The organism is Niallia sp. 03133 (assembly GCF_052663225.1).
Genome location: NZ_JBQTCY010000011.1, coordinates 42796 through 59574, shown reverse-complemented (window position 1 = coordinate 59574; position 16779 = coordinate 42796). Strand labels below are relative to the sequence as shown.

Genomic DNA, 16779 nt, shown 5'->3' with positions numbered 1-16779 from the left:
TGAAGAAGCAGCTAATATCAGAAAAGCTGCTTCTTCCTATGTATTAGATTTTTTCCTTCATGGTTGCCATCATGCTCATCATAGATGTCATCATTTCATCGCACTCTTGCATTTTTGACATCATCATGTCCATGTCCATTTCCATGTTCATATCAGACATCTTGTCCATCATCATTTTCATACAATTCATTTCACACATCATTTTTTCCATACTCATCATCATCATCATATCCATACACATTTTTTCCATTTTCCATTCCTCCAAAAAATAAATTTTTTGCATAAAAAAGAAAAACGCTCAAAAAATCATCAAACGTATAGGATAATTGAATTACTGTAAAACGGAATACCGAATTCTACACTTCAAATTATCGTCATACTTAGAAGTTTTTTAGCGTTTATTGGCTTAAGCATTTTTCCTTTTTTATACAATATCAATTATATAACGACAATATATTACAGTCAAGATTGATTGCCAGAATTTACAAACAATTCACACTCTTCACATTTCTTTATATTGCCTAAAAGGAGATAATCCTTTTTCCAGTTATTCTCCTACTTAACTTTTTATAAAATCATTTTTTTAATGACATATATATTCATTTCGCTTCCCTGTTTTTTTCTGTTTTTCCTTTAGATAAAAACCATCCACCCAAAGCAATAAGAAGCATAATGGACCAAAAGATGGTATTCCAAATAGGTCCTTCAACAAACTCGTGAGAAATAATGTGCAAGGACGGATGTGCAAGAGTATGCATTAATAATTTAACCCCAACCCAACCAACGAGCAGCATCGCAGCTGTTTCAAGACTAGGTCGTTCTGTTAATATCTTAACAAAAAATCCTGCTGCAAAGCGAATAACAATTAAACCTGCAATGGCTCCTAATAAAATAACAATAAATTGAGCGCCATCCATGCCTCCAATTTCACCCATTGGGGTATCTGGCAAGGCAATAACAAGTGCTACTGCTGCCAAAATAGAATCAACAGCGAACGCGATATCTGCTAATGCAATTTGTGCAACAGTCATATGATAGCTTTTCCCTTGTTTCTCTTTTTCTCCGTGATCCTTTTTTAGTAAATGTTTTAATGCGATGAAAATTAAATAAGCAGCACCAATCGCTTGAACTTGCCAAACATGAAAAAGGTACGAAATAATAAAGATTGCGCCAATTCTAAAGATAAAAGCAAATAGTAATCCGATATTAATCGCCTTTTTTTGCTGTTCTTCTGGTAGATGCTTTGCCATAATTGCTAAAACCAAAGCATTATCAGCAGATAATAAACCTTCTAAAATAATCAAAATAATTAAAACCCAGCCATACTCTAATAATAAAGATAGTTCCATTTTATCCTCCCTAAATAAATAACTTCATAAACCTCAGTATAAAGTATGCTTACATACAATTACTAACGATTTGCACCATACCGCAATTTCTGTAATTATAAAGGTTCCTTTTTCTTAATTATTATTGTCTCTTTGTCCCTTCTTCCTTATTCAGCTATTCTTTTATGTTAGTTAATAATAAGACAACTGCCTTGCTATTATTAAAGCAAAGCAATATCTTTAATTTTCTGACTTACATTTATTATGAATAAATAATAAATAATAAATAAGAAAAGATATATCCTATATTGTTTTTCCCTTTTTTCTTTTTCATATTTAAATTCATTTCGGATGCTATTATAACCATTCTTCATAATAATAAGCAGTTTAGAAATAAGATGAACATAAAAAGGTGCTAATACATTTCAAGTGCCCATTACGTTTTAAAGCACTGGAGTGATCCTCCTTATTGGTAAGCATTGATAAAATATTCAATCACTTCCCGTTCATCTTCTACTAAATCTCTTTGTACTTGTTTCTCATAGGCTTCTTTAATTTTGTCTCTGTCTCCTTGAAAAGAATCTGTGTAAACAGCAATAGATCGAAGGAGCGTTGCTTCCTCTTGAAATTCTTCTTTCGTAATTGGGCGCCAATGTGAAAGAATATATGTATTTGCATCGAATTTTTCTAATTGTTCTAATAGTCTTAGTACTTCCTTGCTTGTATGATGTCTTTTAGCAGCATAAATATTTGCATAAATACAATCTCCTAAAAATAATATTTTTTCTTCTTTTATATACACCACCACAGAATCAGAAGCATGATCTCCACCGACATGCTGCAATACACAGGTTTCCCCGCCAAGATCTATTTCTATTTTCTTTTCAAAGGTTAGTTGTGGCAATACAATTTTAACATTACGATGGGAGTGAAACTCTTTTTTTATAGCGGAGGCACAAAATTCTATTTCAGTCCCTTCCTCCACCCTCTTATCTAATTCTTCATCAGACCATACAAGCGGAAGCAGCTTTTGCATTTCCACTTTTGTTTTCGAAGACGAAATAGCAACTGCATCCGGCAACGCTGAAAGACCAAAGATATGATCCCAATGCCAATGTGTTAGAGCAACGAAGTCTGGTTTTGTTATTTGCCTTTTGGAAAGTTCATCTAAAAAATAGTATGCATGTTCTTCTGAGTTGCCTGCATCAATCATTAATGTCTTATCCTGCCCTACAACCATTCCTAAAATAGGACGATCCGTTTCAGACACTGGAGACATGTACCAAAATCTTTCCCCTATTTTTTCAACTGTTTGCATTCACAATCCACCTCTTTTTATTAAAAGTATATAACTTTCTGTGAAATAAGAATACTTCCTATTCTAGAAGAATAGAAAGTACACTAACGATCAGCAAAGACCCCATAATGATGTTGAATTGTTTTCGAAAAGCAGATAAATACTTTTGAAAAAGAGAACCAAATAGACTCCAACAAAACGTACTAATAAAACCAATAAGAGCCAGAAATAAAGAATAGAAAGATAATGCCAAATGGGAAGGATGATACGGTAGAATAAACGTTGAAACGACAGATAAAGCGAATAGAATTCCTTTCGGGTTGATGAATTGCAATAGCATGCCCGATAAAAAGTTGTTATAATCTTTCTGTTCTTCTGTATCTTTTTCAACATTTTTCGCTGTCATAATTTTAAATGCAAGATATAACATATACATGACACCAAGAATCGTCATAAGTAGTTCAATCTTCGGCAGAATGCTTTTTAGTAAAACATTAAGGTAAATGCTTAATATCATGATCAAAAAGAAACCCGTTCCAACTCCAAGACAAAATTTAGTGGTTCTCTTTAAACCATACTTGTTTGCAAATAACATAGCCATTAACGTATTCGGACCTGGCGTAAAACTAGTAACAAAAACAAATAATAAAAATGAAATGATAGACATGCTTTCCTCCTATTAGTTGATGTTTACGTTTCTGGATAATGCATTACCACTTGAAAAACAACATCCTCATTTGTTTCGTTTATGTATTGGTGTGTAACATTGCCTTCAAACTTTATTGCTTCACCAGATTTTAAGCAATAAAAAGTATCCTTAATCTTTAATTTCAATTCCCCTGAAACGACTGTAATATATTCTAGAACCCCATTATTATGTGACTCAGAAATATAATTGCCAGTTGCTTTTAAAGTAACTGTAAAAATTTCCATTTGGGTTTGCGGGTCAAATGGAAATAATAAATAAACGAGACATTTCCCATTATCTTCTGTTATATCAGCTTCCTTTTTCTGAACGATCGATATTTTAGTTTCACTCTCTTTTAAAAGCGAAGAAAAAGATATATTTAATCCTGAAGCAATCTTCCAAACAATTGTAACCGTTGGCTGAGAGGTTCCTTGTTCAATTCGATATAGCATTGCTTTGCTGACACCTGTTAATTCAGCCAGTTTATCTAAACTGATCCCTCTTTTTTTCCGTATATTTTCAATATTATTGCCTATGCGAATATGAATAGATTCTTCGATAGAAATCATCCTCCCTAATCATGTTTTATATATTAAACAAACTTTATCATATATAAAACAATTTTGCAAATTAGGTTTCAAAGAGATGTGCAAGCTAAACTAATGGACTTTTCCTTTAAGTGGGCCTTCTATATTTTCACAAAAAAATCTAAACATTTTTTGGCAACACTGCTAAAATAGAAAATAAATACAAAAATATCGTCATATATTTATTTTTTGTTCAAAAAAGATTACCTTTAACCAGCAGAAACTCTATTAAAATGGGATGAGGAGAGTAAAACATGAAATTATTTTCCCTTCGCACAATAGCATGGCTGCTTTTATGCATTGTTTTTCTGTATTTAGTAGCCTTGTTTACGACCAGCCCAGAGGTTACATCTGGCAATGGCAACTTGGGCCTTATTTTTGTTTTGCTTGCTGTTATTATTTTTATACTATTCGCTCATTATATATGGAAAAGTCTAAGAACCATTCAATTGCAGCCTGGTACTTGGAAAATCATAAGCCTCGGATCTCTGTTTGTTCTACTGCTGTGCTGTTTACTGGAATATCAGTATACAGTAAATTTGATCGACCATTTAGGGGGACCTCCCGGACAAGAGTCCTCCAGAATCTATCGCTATCCATGGCTCAATCAGTATACAAATACCTTATTCCTCAATGGTAATACCTTTGTTATTTTAAATGCAGGTGTCATTTTCGTTTATTCCTTATTAAAGAAGAAAACATAATGATAAAACAATTCTTTTTTCTAATATCCCTCTTACTCTAAAATGTAGATTTCCATTTGATTGATCTTTTTTTCAAAACTAAAAGAGCAACGCCATAAAACGCTGCTCTAATCTTTTTTTCAAGAACTGTCTATTTCAAAGTCATTTCTTATTCCTACTACGAAAAAATTTATTGTATCGGTTGGAAATGATCTAAAAATCCCTTTGTTTGTTCGGGAGTTATATCTTGACTGACCACATCATAAACATAATCACCCTTTTCCCCAATGAAATGGACAGACTTAATGCTTGTATCCTCTAGTATCGTTCCTTTCCAAGCAATGCCGTTCCGTTTAAAAGGCTGTATTTTCACTTTTCCAGCCCTTTCAAAATCTCCTATTTTTCTTACATAGGAATCCTTGTGATGAACTCTTACACACAAAAGTTGGGAGTTGTTGTCTTTTTCGGGATCTAAAATATAAAATAAATAGCCAATCTTAAACTCTCTAAAAGATTCATAGCTTGCTGAAACCAACTTTAAATCGGGATGGTTAAATTCATAAAGAAACGGCATATCTTTTTTCATTAATTGAAAAACGCCTTTTATCTCAGAGGCACTTTTAGTACCCGCTACATCTACTATTTCCTCCTCACGAGGATCTATTTCTTTCTTAACTGTTTTATTTAACGATTTATAGCCATCCAAGTTTGGCTGCATATCCTTCCTGTTCATCGGAACGTTAATTTGCAACTCCTTTGTGTGCAGGTAGTTCATAATTTCTCCTTCATCGTTATATGTTTCGTATTTCATTAGTATCCCGGTATCTTTATCGACCCAAAATCGAAAAGTGCTAGATTTAAATTTAGATTTTGCATAGTCACTTAAAGTTCCTTTAATGACAAGTGTATTGTGATTAAGTAATTTCTCATTTTGCTTTTCGATCTGCCATTTTGATAAATCACGAGTATAGTTTGATGCAATTTCATAAGGAAACAAAGAACTATCCGCACGACCTATTGCTGGACGTCCCCTATACATCGTTGTGGTCGCTCCTGACCCAGTGGTGTTTCCAAATGCTTCTTCTATTGCTAGAGGTTCTCCGTAATCTTCCGGAGAAAAATAATTTCCTCCAGTATATGTTTTCTTTTTTTCTTCAATATTCCATTTCTTATCTTTAGAAAAGTAAGTAGCCTGTTCATCCTCTCCATTGTTAAAACTTACTCTACTGTAGCCAGACGAGTCTTTTCCATCCATTAGTAATTGATAATGGACCTCCCACTTGTTGCCACTTGATTGGCGCGACTCTTCAAAGCTTCCTTTGGCCGTTTTAAAATAGTCAACTGTATTAAGTAGTTTCGTTAAAATTTGTTCCTTCGTCATATCTTCATATACTTCATTATTATGTTCTGGTGTGAAAACCGCATTATTATTTTTGTTGTTTGCCACTTGAGTTGTGGATTCATTGTTTTCTTTAAGAGCTTTTAAATGGATCCCATTAAAATGAAGAAATACGAAAAAAAAGCAAACTGGAACTGCCACAGATAAAACTTGTACAAATAACTTTTTAAATAGGACGGTTTCTCTGTTTTTTTCTTTCCTATCAATCCTTCTATAAACACCGTTTTTATGTTCTTCTGTAAATTTTATATTTTTTAGAATCGTTTGGTTCATTGTATTATCTAGTTTTCCCAGCTTTTTATTCATTACAATCACTCCTTTTCAGCTTCTTTCCCAACATCTTTTTGGCCCTAGTAAACCTTGTTTTTACCGTATTATGGTTTAAAGCTAGCAAGGTGGAAATTTCCACTATCGACATGTGTTCATAATAGAAAAGAATAATGATTTCACGATACTTTACTGGAAGAGAAAGCACCTTTTTAGATATTTCCTCTTTCTCTTTGTTTAAAAAGAATTCGGTATCAGCTGAGGGAACGGTCGATTTCTGAAAGAAAACTATTAATTCACTAAAAATGATATTTTTATAAGACCAGGATTTCAAATAGTCCTTGCATTTATTTACGGCGATTTTATATAGCCATGTTTTGTAAGAAGAATCCCCTCGAAAAGAATCCATTTTTTCATAACACTTTAAAAAAACATCCTGCGCAATATCCTCTGCAGCTTGTTCAGAACGAACATATGTATAAGCAAATCGAATAATCTGGTCACCATAATGGTCCATCAGCCAATCTAATTTTTCTTTTTTACTCCAATTGTTTTTTATTGACTCTACAGTCTGATCTTTTAATGACACATTCATTTTCATTCCCCTCTCATTCTGTAGACTATGCTATTATCAATATGGATTCAAAAATTTTTCGAAAGAGGAAATTTTTTTGAGGATTTACTTAAGCGGAATGGATGCATTGCATAATAGAATGATAGATATTGAGATTAATTTGTAGAATTAATAAGTAGGTAATAGCCTTACAATTTGATTTACTTACAAACCGTTCAATTTAATCAAGCTGCCAAAATTGCAGCTTGATCTTCCCTCTTTAGCATAAGCACCTTTTTGCAACCTCCATATAAAGTGAACCTTCCATCAGTGGGGGTTATCTTCATCCCCCACTGATGGAAAGCTTGAGGTCCACAGGATGTGGATCACATAAACGTTGCCACAGGAGTGGCGACCTTCGTTTATGTACCTCCCTCGGACCTTTACGGGCTAGTTTCAACACCTACCTTCCTCGATTTCTCAGCATCTTGAGATGGGGGTCTTACTGCCCGTTAAGAGTGGGATAAACTAACTTATTTTGCTTTATTATTTAATTTCTCTAATTCTTCTTCTATTTTTTTAATCTCAATTCGTTCAAATAATGGTTTTACATTCTCAATCTCTTTAGGGAGTGAATCAATAAATTTCCAGGAGCATTTTTTTCTTCCTAACATCTTATTTACTTCATTACTTGAAAATGGTAAAAACGGTGATAACAACTGAGCTAAATTAACAATAACGATGCAACAATTATAAATAGTGTGATTACAGCCGATTTTGTCTTCTTCTACTTGCTTCCACGGTTTTTGTTCATCAAAATATTTATTGGTGAACCTGACAAGTTCGAAAATCCCCTCTAACGCGCACTTAAATTGACTGTCTTCAATTAGTTTGCCAACCGTTTTATACACATTTTGAATTTTAGTTCGGATAATAGGTTCAATAGATGCTTGTGGTATTTTTCCATCATAATATTTATTAATAAATTTTAAAGTTCTATTCACTAGGTTTCCATACCCACCAAGCAATTCCGCATTATGGCTATAAATGAATTCTCTCCAGGAAAAATCTGTATCTCGATGTTCAGGAGCGTTGATCGTCAAAAAATAACGAACAGAATCTGGATGATAGTTTTCTACTATATCTGGTGCCCAAACAGCCCAATTGCGGCTGGTCGATATCTTTTTCTTCTCAAGTGTTAGGTATTCATTGGAAACAATATGATTTGGCAATGCTTCATTTTGAATTCCCATTAAGATAGCCGGCCAAATGATACTATGAAAAGGAATGTTATCCTTCCCATGAACATAATACGCAGATACATCTTTCTTCCAAAAATCTGTATCATCTTTACCTGACTTTATCGACCACAGTTTACTTGCAGAGTAATATCCGGAAACAGCTTCAATCCAGACATAAATCTTTTTCTTTTCATATCCTTTTACTGGAATGCTTATTCCTAAGTCTATGTCTCTTGAAACTGCTCTGTCCATTAGTCCTTCCTTGATATACCTTTCCGTCAATTGGATTGCATTATCACGCCAAGCAGCATTTATTTTAGCTTGATTGACAAAGTGTTGAAGACGTTTTTGAAACATATGCAAGGAAAAATAAAAGTGTTCAGTACTCTTTACAGATGGGGCATCGCCACATAACTTGCATTTTTTTTCTAGTAAATCGATCGGATCTAATATGGAGGAACAATGATCACATTGATCTCCACGGGATGATTGACCACAATTAGGACAAAGTCCTTCTACATACCTATCAGGGAGAAATTGATTACATGACGCACAAAATGTTTGCTCTATTTCTTTCTTGTAAATGTATCCATTGTTCAAAAGATCCAAGAATATTTGCTGCACAATTTTATGGTGATGTTCTGTATCTGTACGAGTATAATAATCAAATGAGAATCCTAGCTTCTTAAAGGTATCAGCAAATTCCTTATGATAACGGTCTGCTATATCTTTTGAAGATACACTTTCTTGTTTTGCTCTAATTGCAATAGGTGTGCCGTTACAATCACTTCCCGACACATATAAAACATCATCACCCTTTTGCCGATAATAACGAGCCAAAATATCACCAGGAAGCAGGCTTGCAATGTGGCCAAGATGCAAAGATCCATTTGCATATGGCCAAGCTCCTCCAATAAAAATATTCATCTTGCATTCCTCCTCTTTTGTTATAAAGTGAACCTTCCATCAGTGGGGGTTTTGTTCATCCCCACTGATGGTTAGTTGAACTTATCGATCTTTACGGGCGAGTTTCAACACCTCGCTTCCTCGATTTCTCAGCATCCCCGAGGTGGGGGTTTTACTGCCCGTTAAGCGTGGGATAAAAAAACAAAAAACCCCGCCCTTATCTAAAAAATAGATAAGGACGAGGTTTATACTCGTGGTTCCACCTTAATTCACCAATTGCTCACACAAATTAGTCTCAGCAAGTACGGAGCAATATACCGCTCTTATACTGTGGTTTTGATAACGAGTGCCCAAAACTCGTCGCAGCCTACTAATAAATGAAGTATGTTCAGTGCGAAGCTCAGAGACCATTGTTCAAATGAGTGTTTTTGCTTCTTTTCAGCTGCCGAAGCTCTCTGTAAAAAACGATTTCATTTTACTTTTTCTCTTCTTTGCCTTTTTTTGATAAATTTAACAATATTTTATTCAATCCCCTTGCTAAAGTCAACTGAAAATTCCAGAAAAAAACAGCAGTATACTTTACTACTCTAAAGGTGCCAAAATGCATCTTGCTCTCCGTTAAATCTTAATCAACCCTATACTTATAAAACTTTTTATCAACCTGCATCACTGGAAAATTTTCAGGCAGCTCTTCCATGCTTATATTTTCAAATCCATTTTTTTCATAAAATCGATGAGCAGCTAAAAATTGCGTTGTTGTTCCAAGGTATATGGATTTAATGGACTTTTCTTTCGCCCATTTTATTGCATTATTTAATAAAAGTGCTGCTGTTTTATATTTTTTTCCACGGTACTCTTTATCTACGAACATCTTTCTTAAATCAACTTCTTGATTCCCTATGTCTAAAAGGCTGATTGTACCAACTATTTTATCGTTATAACGAGCTACCCAAAAGTTACCGTTTCCAGTCTGATAAAAATCCTTTATAGCAGATAAATCAGGCTGGTCCTCCTTGGTTATTTGAATATTGTATTCCTGCTGCTGAATTTGAAGAATTAAATCGACAACTTGAGCTTGATAATTATTTGCGTATTCTAGCACTACTGGACTATTTCCCATAAATTCACACCACCTATACATGTTTTCTAATTTTAATGGTTCCATTTAATAATATACTAAAGTATAAGCTGCTTATATTATTTCCCTCTATTCTTCATCGGTTACATAAGAAGCAAAAACCTTCTTGGAAAAAATAACAAATCTAACTAAACAAACAGTACCATCAGTTCCTCATCAAAATATTCATGACCAATTTTTAAAGCCTTTTTATCGATCCCAAATGTTTCAAACCCCAACGAATTATATAGTTTTTTTGCTGGTTCATTACCGGAAACTACTGTTAGGTAAATTTGTTCAATTCCACCTAGCTGTTTTGCTTTACTTATAGCTGCTTCCATTAACTTCCTTGCTATTCCGCTGCCTCGTTTTGGTAGAGAGACATACATTGCATTAATCGCTGCTCTGTGCTTTAGCTTATTTTTCTGTTCCAATACTAAAGTCACGACACCCAACAATTGAGCCTTTTCATATGCTCCCAATGTATAGGCTTGCCCTCCGATTAATCTCGTTTCAAATTTTTCTAGAGAATACTTGCTTTCCTCTTCATAACTGGAGCCAAATGCTTCAGGATTCGTCTTTAACGCTTCGAGTCGAATCATTCTATAAATCTCAGCATCTTTTGCCTCTAAAATAGCAATATTCATGATATTCCTCCATTTCTTCCTTGAAAAATACCTTATATGAATCTTTCATTGGTCTTATGGTAAAGTCTCCGTTATAATTTCCATGTATTGTTATTCACTATAAAAAACTTTACTTTAAAAAAGAAGGTGAATTTTTGAAAAAAGGAAAACTTCCTCTTATCATAGGTATGATTCTCTTGATTTTATCAGCTCCTGTCATCATTTTAATGCTTCAAGATGAATACTACTACCAAACAATTGATAAGCAGTATATGACATCGAATGTTGTTTTTGATAATAGCAGCTATTTTATCGAAGACAACGGAGACTTTGGGATTGAATCAATAGGAAAAGCTTATATACAAACACTTGGTGAGCAGCCAGATAAAACAACGATTCCTAGCTTAAAATTACTGGATATGCACATGAAAAAAATAAGGAATATCGGTTTTTTTAAGCAATCACTCCAGTATGAAGAGAATATTATTCAGCTGAAGGATACATTTTCAGTGGAGAATCCTTTAAGGAAACAAGCACTCCCGGAAAAAGCTTTATCTCCAGTTCATATTTTAATAAATAACAAAGATTTTACTAATCACACACCGGTAGAAATCCGTCCTAATAACATTGAAAATGAACGATACTTTAGTTCCTTAGGATTGATATTAGTAAAAGATAAGATAAAGAATAGTGAATCTCTTTTAATCATTCAACGATTTGGTGATGAGTTTCAGACAGAAAAAAATACATGGAGATTTCTCTGGATTGATAACAATGGACAAATAAAAAAAGAAACATTTGATAATAAAGAGAGAAAACAGCAGCCGTATCGAACAACATTTATTAACGCTTCCTTCACTACACCAACTATTCTAGGATATAAATCTAACGTATCAACCTATTATACTACCTACTTTTATCCTCTTTTGTATCCATGGTGTTCGTTTTTGTTAGGATCGATTCTGGCCATTTTCGGTTTGTATAGCATGGCTGCATCCTGGAAGAAAGATTATACAAGTAAGCTATAAAGTGAACGTTCCATCAGTGGGGGTTTTGTTCATCCCCCACTGATGGAAAGCTTGAGGTCCACAGGATGTGGATCACACAAACGAATACATAAGGAAGTGGCGACCTTAGTTTGTGTACCTCCCTCGGATCTTTACGGGCAGTTATCCCCCACCTAGCTTCCTCGATTTCTCAGCATCCCCGAGGTGGGAGTTTTACTGCCCGTTAAGTGTGGGGTAAAAGAACCGTATAAATCCTTTTTCATCTGGCACTCTACAAAGCTTAATTAAACTGGTATGCCCTATCCCAGCAAAAGAACGAATATAGTCTTCATGTACTCTGTTTTGATATTCTTGTGATAAAAAATTGTATGCTAGCGGAAAGGGATATTGCCCTTGCCCAATAGATCCGCAGCTTCTTCCTTCCATATAATAAGCTTCACGCAACAGGCTGAAATAGTTGAGCAGCGTGTCTTCAGGAGTTGCGGTCCATTCGGCAGGAAGCAAAATCTGCTTATACGTTTTATCATAAAAAGGGGCGAATACCTCAAAATTTTCAAATCCTTTCATTCAGAGCTGGCAAACAAGATGGTCGGAAATATTTATTGCATCGTAATAACATATACATCACCCCATTTTTAATTTATGGGATAACGACATAGATGTGTAAGTTTTTCATATTATCTACAATGCTGCCCCGTTTAAAAATATGGTATGCTCAAAGAACTCCATGTATTTTAGAGGTCACTGAAAATGTGTTTTATTGGATAAATTATCGGTAAAACGCTTAAATTTAGTAGAATAAAAATGGTATAAGGAGTTTGAAAACGACCATCATGTTGGTTAGGAGAGGCGTCCACACGACTCCTGCTTAGATTAGCGAGACAGGCGAGAAGAAAGCAGGAGCGTAGCAACGAAGCGGCTCAGGCGTAGCCCCGTGGAAAGCGTGTGGTAATCCTCTGAAAAACGACCGAAAACCTCTGCGTTGCTTGGATTGTCACTACCTACCTATATTTTATACCATTCACTTTTTCAGTGACCTCGTATTTTATACCAGCTCTTTTAGCCCATTCAGCATGTATCAAGGTACTGAAGCTCATCTCCTTCAAAATAATTCAGTTGAATAAACAGATTTACTATGATAAAACTAATAGAGATTAACCAATATACTTATAACTTAATAGAGAAATACCACTAGGGGTGCTTTTTAAGCTGAGAGAGACTGTTGTCTTAACCCTTATAACCTGATCTAGATAATTCTAGCGGAGGAAAGAGGTATTGTAATAGGATTTTGTCCGTTTGTTTACACGGACAGTTTATTATTATGATTCAAACACTTCTTTTCGTACGAAAGGAAGTGTTTTTTGCGTAAAAGGAGAGGATAGAATGGCAGAAATCGTACAATTGCTTGTAAATCAAGTGGATGATCGAAAAGAAGAATTAGTTGAATTGTTAAAAACGCTCGTCTCGTATAAAACACCAGCGCCTCCTGCAAGAAATACAAAGGATGCTCAGGACTATGTTGCGAGTTTACTAGAAAATGTCGGATTTTCGATTGATAAATGGGATTTGTATCCGAATGACCCAATCGTCGTGGGTGTATTAAAAGGAACGGACTCTTCCAATTATAAAAGCTTAATACTTAACGGCCATATGGATGTGGCAGAAGTAAACGAAAATGAGCAGTGGGAAGCTGATCCATTCACCCCCATTGTAAAAAACAATGTCATTATCGGGAGAGGCGTTGCGGACATGAAAGGCGGTTTAGCCGGCGCATTGTTTGCGATGCAGCTTTTTACAGAAGCAGGTGTAAACTTTCCTGGAGATTTAATTTTCCAATCCGTTGTCGGAGAAGAAGTTGGGGAAGCTGGAACCCTTCAATGCTGCAAGCGCGGGTATACTGCGGATTTTGCCGTTGTGATGGATACTAGCGACTTGCATATTCAAGGGCAGGGCGGTGTTATTACTGGCTGGATTACGATTAAAAGTAAAAAAACGCACCATGACGGAACGCGCCGCAGCATGATTCATGCTGGCGGCGGATTGTTTGCCGCGAGTGCGATTGAAAAAATGGCAAAAGTCATTCAAGGGTTGCAAGAATTAGAGCGCCATTGGGCTGTCACCAAAAGCTACCCAGGTTTTTTGCCAGGGACGAATACAATTAACCCAGCTGTGATTGAAGGTGGAAGACATGCTGCGTTTATCGCAGATGAGTGTCGTTTATGGATTACGGTTCATTATTATCCAAATGAATCGTATGAACAAGTGGCAAAAGAGATTGAAGAACATATTTTACAGGTTGCCAAAGCCGATCCATGGCTAAAAGAAAATCCGCCAACCTTTGAATGGGGCGGAACGTCGATGATTGAAGACCGCGGAGAGATTTTCCCTTCATTAGAAGTGGATACAAACCATGCCGGCGTACAGCTGCTTGCCCAGTCCCATGAACATATTTTTCAAAAACAAGCCATCATGGATGTATCACCAAGCGTAACAGACGGCGGTTGGCTCGCCGATGCAAACATTCCAGCAGCGATATACGGACCAGGGGATTTGCAAAATGCCCACGCAGTTAATGAACAATTATCTATTGATACACTCGTTCAGTATACAAAAGTGATGATTCAGTTTATTTACAATTGGCTGCATACAGATAAGGAGTGAAATACATGAAGTTTAGTGAACGATTATATGAAAATATTCAGCCCTTATGGCGTAAAAACCATGCCCATCCATTTGTACAAGGAATGGGCGACGGCACCTTAGACAAAGAAAAATTTCGCTTCTATATGATTCAAGATTATATTTATTTAATTGATTACGCGAAACTGTTCGCATTAGGTGCAGTAAAAGCAACCGATCTGGAAACAATGGGAAAATTTGCGGCGCTTCTTCATTCTACGTTAAATGAAGAAATGGCCCTACATCGTCAATATGCAAAAAAGTTCGGAATTAGTGAAGAAGAATTGGAAAATGCCGAGCCATCTCCAACAACGCTAGCTTACACACATTACATGCTGCATGTTGCCCAAAACGGCACGATAGCAGAGCTTGTCGCAGCCCTTTTACCGTGCATGTGGAGCTATTGGGAAATTGGCAAAGAGTTAAGTCAAAAACCTGGTGCAATCGAGGATGAACTTTTCGGAGAATGGATTTCCATGTACAGTTCAAAGGAATTCGGCGAGCTTGCAACCTGGTGCATTAATTTATGTGATGACTTAACAGCTGGCAAACCAGAAGCGGAATTAAAGAAACTAGAAGAAATTTTCATCAATACAACACGCTTTGAATATATGTTTTGGGATATGGCATATAATAGTGCGATGTGGCCAATGGATGAGTAAATTTGATCTTAAAAAAAGGACAGGCAACACAATTGGACAAATGTCTTTTTGTGTTGCCTGTCTTTTTTTACAACATTTTCTACATTAATCATTTACATATAATAATAAACATGTTATTGTTTTTTAGGAATCAAAATCCTGATTTAACCGATCGGAATTGCACCTATGTATAACAGGAGGAAATATCTTTGAACTTTTTATCTATTTTAAACATTATTATTTTATTAGCTTTGCTAAGTATTTTATACTTCATGCAAAAGAAACACGTATCCTTCTCCAAACGCGTTTTTACAGGACTTGGACTAGGAATCTTATTCGGAGTCATTCTACAATTGTTTTACGAGCCAACTTCGGAGGTCATTACTATATCGAATGACTGGTTCGGATTAATAGGAAACGGCTATGTGAAGCTATTGCAAATGATTGTTATGCCGCTTGTATTTATTTCCATCATCTCTGCTTTTACAAGATTAAAGAAATCTAACAACTTAGGAAAAATCAGCGGCCTCGTTATTGGAACCCTTTTAATCACGACAGCAATTGCTGCTGGGATTGGGATAGCATCTTCTATTGGCTTTGATTTAAAAGCCATTGATATAAATTCCGGCGACGCGGAGGCACTTCGCGGACAGCAATTGGAAGAAAGCTTAGGACAAGTCCAAAGTACGACCATTCCACAAAAAGTACTTGGTTTTCTTCCAGCAAATCCATTCCTGGACTTAACAGGAGCTAGACCAACATCCACCATTGCTGTTGTTATTTTCGCAGCATTCATCGGAGTTGCCTTGCTTGGCATCAGAAGAAAAAATCCCGAACAGGCAGCATTTTTCCAAAAGATGGTCGAAGCAGTCTATACAGTAATTATGCGTATTGTAACTCTTGTATTGCGCCTTACTCCATATGGAATTCTTGCTTTAATGGCAAAAACAGTTGCTGGCAGCAACTTGGATGCAATCCTAAAATTAGGTAAATTCGTTATGGCTTCCTACATAGCATTAATAGCGATGTTTATTGTTCATTTGATCATTTTAGCTGTTTTAGGTTTAAGTCCGAAAAAATATGTTAAAAAAGTGCTTCCAGTATTAACATTTGCCTTCACTTCTCGTACAAGTGCAGGAACGATGCCACTAAATATTGACGCACAAAAATCAAAATTAGGCGTTTCCGAGTCCGTTGCCAACTTCGCTGCATCCTTTGGTGTATCAATCGGTCAAAACGGCTGCGCTGGCATTTACCCAGCAATGGTAGCTGTTATGATTGCTCCGACAGCTGGAATCGATCCTTTATCTCCATCCTTTATTGCCACATTAATTATTGTGGTCATGATCAGCTCTTTTGGAGTTGCTGGTGTAGGAGGAGGAGCTACTTTTGCAACATTAATCGTCCTTTCTACATTAAATTTACCTGTTGCATTAGCAGGACTATTAATCTCAGTAGAACCATTAATTGACATGGGACGTACAGCATTAAACGTTAGTGGATCCATGGTTTCAGGAGTTGTCACAAGTAAAATCCTTGGGGAGTTAGACACAGACACCTATAATTCAGATGAAGATCTTTCATCTGAAAATAAGGCATCTTAATATTATTTAACCAGACAATGAATGGATCGTTGTCTGGTTTTATTTATAATCACGCAGCTATACTCTTTCATTTTTACTCTCTCTTAAAAGTAATATAATCAATATTCACTGGTTCAAAACCGTCTGCTCTTAGTTGTTGATTGATTTGGCTGCGAT

Annotated in this window: 16 protein-coding genes, 1 riboswitch and 1 other annotated feature; of the genes, 5 read left to right on the top strand and 11 right to left on the bottom strand. The window is 35.6% G+C overall.

Annotation, left to right across the window (positions count from 1 at the left end; all coding sequences use genetic code 11):
* Window positions 1-43: 43 nt before the first annotated feature.
* The 5 genes from ACTYBU_RS16010 to ACTYBU_RS15990 all read right to left on the bottom strand — a co-directional run bounded on the left by ACTYBU_RS16010 (window position 44) and on the right by ACTYBU_RS15990 (window position 3882).
* The gene (locus tag ACTYBU_RS16010; protein ID WP_445491266.1) at window positions 44-250 is read right to left on the bottom strand and encodes a hypothetical protein; all 207 of its coding nucleotides are present in this window, start codon (window positions 248-250) and stop codon (window positions 44-46) included.
* 349 nt (window positions 251-599) lie between these two features.
* Window positions 600-1349: a TerC family protein gene (locus tag ACTYBU_RS16005; RefSeq protein WP_445491265.1), complete on the bottom strand. Its 750-nt coding sequence runs from the start codon at window positions 1347-1349 to the stop codon at window positions 600-602.
* A 445-nt stretch (window positions 1350-1794) separates the two neighbouring features.
* Window positions 1795-2646, bottom strand: a complete 852-nt coding sequence (locus ACTYBU_RS16000) for an MBL fold metallo-hydrolase (protein WP_445491263.1) — start codon at window positions 2644-2646, stop codon at window positions 1795-1797.
* Window positions 2647-2704: 58 nt separating this feature from the next.
* On the bottom strand, window positions 2705-3292 hold the full coding sequence (locus ACTYBU_RS15995) for a LysE family translocator (protein WP_445491262.1): 588 nt from the start codon (window positions 3290-3292) through the stop codon (window positions 2705-2707).
* A 23-nt stretch (window positions 3293-3315) separates the two neighbouring features.
* Window positions 3316-3882 carry a helix-turn-helix domain-containing protein gene (locus ACTYBU_RS15990; protein WP_445491260.1) on the bottom strand — a complete coding sequence of 189 codons (567 nt, stop codon included), beginning with the start codon at window positions 3880-3882 and terminating at the stop codon, window positions 3316-3318.
* A gap of 272 nt (window positions 3883-4154) precedes the next feature.
* Here ACTYBU_RS15990 and ACTYBU_RS15985 point away from each other — a divergent pair, with 272 nt between their 5' ends.
* Window positions 4155-4604 carry a hypothetical protein gene (locus ACTYBU_RS15985; protein ID WP_445491258.1) on the top strand — a complete coding sequence of 150 codons (450 nt, stop codon included), beginning with the start codon at window positions 4155-4157 and terminating at the stop codon, window positions 4602-4604.
* Between the two features lie 169 nt (window positions 4605-4773).
* Here ACTYBU_RS15985 and ACTYBU_RS15980 read toward each other — a convergent pair whose 3' ends face one another.
* The 5 genes from ACTYBU_RS15980 to ACTYBU_RS15960 form a co-directional block, all read right to left on the bottom strand.
* A complete protein-coding gene (locus ACTYBU_RS15980) occupies window positions 4774-6288 on the bottom strand; it encodes a hypothetical protein (RefSeq protein WP_445491256.1) in 1515 nt (504 codons plus the stop codon).
* Window positions 6281-6844 carry a sigma-70 family RNA polymerase sigma factor gene (locus ACTYBU_RS15975; protein WP_445491255.1) on the bottom strand — a complete coding sequence of 188 codons (564 nt, stop codon included), beginning with the start codon at window positions 6842-6844 and terminating at the stop codon, window positions 6281-6283. The genes ACTYBU_RS15980 and ACTYBU_RS15975 overlap by 8 nt, the downstream gene beginning before the upstream one ends.
* A 491-nt stretch (window positions 6845-7335) precedes the next feature.
* Window positions 7336-8994 carry a methionine--tRNA ligase gene (gene metG, locus ACTYBU_RS15970; protein WP_445491434.1) on the bottom strand — a complete coding sequence of 553 codons (1659 nt, stop codon included), beginning with the start codon at window positions 8992-8994 and terminating at the stop codon, window positions 7336-7338.
* Between the two features lie 186 nt (window positions 8995-9180).
* Window positions 9181-9450: a binding site (T-box leader), on the bottom strand.
* A 124-nt stretch (window positions 9451-9574) separates the two neighbouring features.
* Window positions 9575-10069 (bottom strand): GNAT family N-acetyltransferase, encoded by a 495-nt coding sequence (locus tag ACTYBU_RS15965; RefSeq protein ID WP_445491253.1) that lies wholly within the window; start codon window positions 10067-10069, stop codon window positions 9575-9577.
* Between the two features lie 146 nt (window positions 10070-10215).
* A complete protein-coding gene (locus ACTYBU_RS15960) occupies window positions 10216-10713 on the bottom strand; it encodes a GNAT family N-acetyltransferase (RefSeq protein ID WP_445491252.1) in 498 nt (165 codons plus the stop codon).
* 134 nt (window positions 10714-10847) lie between these two features.
* Here ACTYBU_RS15960 and ACTYBU_RS15955 point away from each other — a divergent pair, with 134 nt between their 5' ends.
* Window positions 10848-11720 carry a hypothetical protein gene (locus ACTYBU_RS15955; RefSeq protein WP_445491251.1) on the top strand — a complete coding sequence of 291 codons (873 nt, stop codon included), beginning with the start codon at window positions 10848-10850 and terminating at the stop codon, window positions 11718-11720.
* A 192-nt stretch (window positions 11721-11912) separates the two neighbouring features.
* Here the strand turns inward: ACTYBU_RS15955 and ACTYBU_RS15950 are convergent, their stop codons facing one another.
* On the bottom strand, window positions 11913-12266 hold the full coding sequence (locus tag ACTYBU_RS15950) for a hypothetical protein (protein ID WP_445491250.1): 354 nt from the start codon (window positions 12264-12266) through the stop codon (window positions 11913-11915).
* 616 nt (window positions 12267-12882) lie between these two features.
* A riboswitch (TPP riboswitch) is annotated at window positions 12883-12984 on the top strand.
* Between the two features lie 98 nt (window positions 12985-13082).
* On the opposite strand from ACTYBU_RS15950, the gene ACTYBU_RS15945 reads away from it, so the two are divergent.
* From ACTYBU_RS15945 to ACTYBU_RS15935, 3 genes are all read left to right on the top strand, one after another.
* Window positions 13083-14360, top strand: a complete 1278-nt coding sequence (locus ACTYBU_RS15945; protein WP_445491248.1) for an acetylornithine deacetylase — start codon at window positions 13083-13085, stop codon at window positions 14358-14360.
* A gap of 5 nt (window positions 14361-14365) precedes the next feature.
* Window positions 14366-15040, top strand: coding sequence for a thiaminase II (gene tenA, locus ACTYBU_RS15940; RefSeq protein WP_445491247.1), 675 nt, complete (start codon window positions 14366-14368; stop codon window positions 15038-15040).
* A 188-nt stretch (window positions 15041-15228) separates the two neighbouring features.
* On the top strand, window positions 15229-16623 hold the full coding sequence (locus ACTYBU_RS15935; RefSeq protein ID WP_445491245.1) for an L-cystine transporter: 1395 nt from the start codon (window positions 15229-15231) through the stop codon (window positions 16621-16623).
* The last annotated feature ends 156 nt before the right edge of the window (window positions 16624-16779 follow it).